This is a genomic window from Mycobacterium sp. SMC-13 (genome assembly GCF_045311035.1).
GTDB lineage: Bacteria > Actinomycetota > Actinomycetes > Mycobacteriales > Mycobacteriaceae > Mycobacterium.
The window spans coordinates 1-1,265 of sequence record NZ_JBJIAI010000087.1; the positions used below are offsets into that span (position 1 = coordinate 1).

Here is a 1,265-nt window from a genome sequence, read left to right on the forward strand (position 1 = left end):
GGGTCTGCTGCACGAATAGGTGACATCTGAGTTGGCTTGCCCAGCATGGGCGGGCTGGAAGGATGTCCCCATGGCAAGGCCCTACCCCCGCGAGTTCCGCGACGACGTCGTCCGGGTCGCTCGCAACCGCGATGACGGTGTAACGATCGAGCAGATCGCCACCGATTTCGGAGTGCACCCGATGACGCTGCAGAAATGGCTCCGTCAGGCCGACATCGACGAAGGCACCAAGCCCGGCAAGAGCGCCAGCGAGTCCGGTGAGCTGCGCGAAGCCCGACGGCGGATCAAACTGCTAGAGCAAGAGAACGAGGTGCTGCGTCGGGCCGCAGCGTATTTATCGCAGGCCAATCTGCCGGGAAAAGGGTCTACCCGCTCGTGAAAGAGCTCGCCGCCGACGGGATCCCCGTCGCGGTGACGTGCCGGGTACTCAAGCTCTCCCGCCAACCGTATTACCGCTGGCTGGCCGACCCCATCACCGAGGCCGAACTCATCGAGGCCTACCGCGCCAATGCGCTGTTCGACGCGCACGCAGACGATCCGGAGTTCGGCTACCGCTACCTCGTGGAGGAGGCGCGCGATGCCGGCGAGCCGATGGCCGAGCGCACCGCATGGCGGATCTGCTCGCAGAATCGACTGTGGAGCGTGTTTGGTAAGAAACGCGGCAAGAACGGCAAAGTCGGGCCGCCGGTGCACGACGATCTTGTCGAGCGTGACTTCACCGCTGAAGGGCCAAATCAGTTGTGGCTCAGTGACATCACTGAGCACCGCACCGGTGAGGGCAAGCTCTACCTCTGTGCGATTAAGGACGTGTTCTCCAACCGGATCGTCGGCTACAGCATCGACTCCCGAATGAAGTCACAACTGGCCATCCGGGCACTACACAGCGCGGTAGCCCGACGCGGAGATGTCGCGGGGTGCATTCTGCACTCGGATCGCGGATCTCAGTTCCGGTCAAGGAAATTCGTACACGCCTTGAATCAACACGAGATGGTCGGCTCTATGGGCCGTGTCGGAGCCGCCGGCGACAACGCCGCCATGGAGAGCTTCTTTAGCCTGCTGCAGAAGAACGTGCTCGACCGCCGCCGCTGGGACACCCGAGAACAACTCCGCATCGCGATCGTCACCTGGATCGAGCGCACCTACCACCGGCGCCGCCGCCAGTCCGGCCTCGGGCGGTTGACCCCGATCGAATTCGAAGCAATCATGACCACACCGGCCAGTCAGGCCGCGTGACCGAAACTGTCACCTGATCGTGCAGCAGACCC

General features: G+C 63.3%; 1 protein-coding gene. It reads left to right on the forward strand.

Annotated elements, in window-relative coordinates:
- Positions 1-70 precede the first annotated feature (70 nt).
- Positions 71-1,233, forward strand: a protein-coding gene (locus ACJH6I_RS31785; protein WP_099156389.1) for an IS3 family transposase whose coding sequence is annotated in 2 segments (ribosomal slippage) — positions 71-355 and positions 358-1,233 — 1,161 coding nt in all. Because the reading frame shifts where the segments join, the coding sequence is not laid out codon by codon here.
- Positions 1,234-1,265 lie beyond the last annotated feature (32 nt).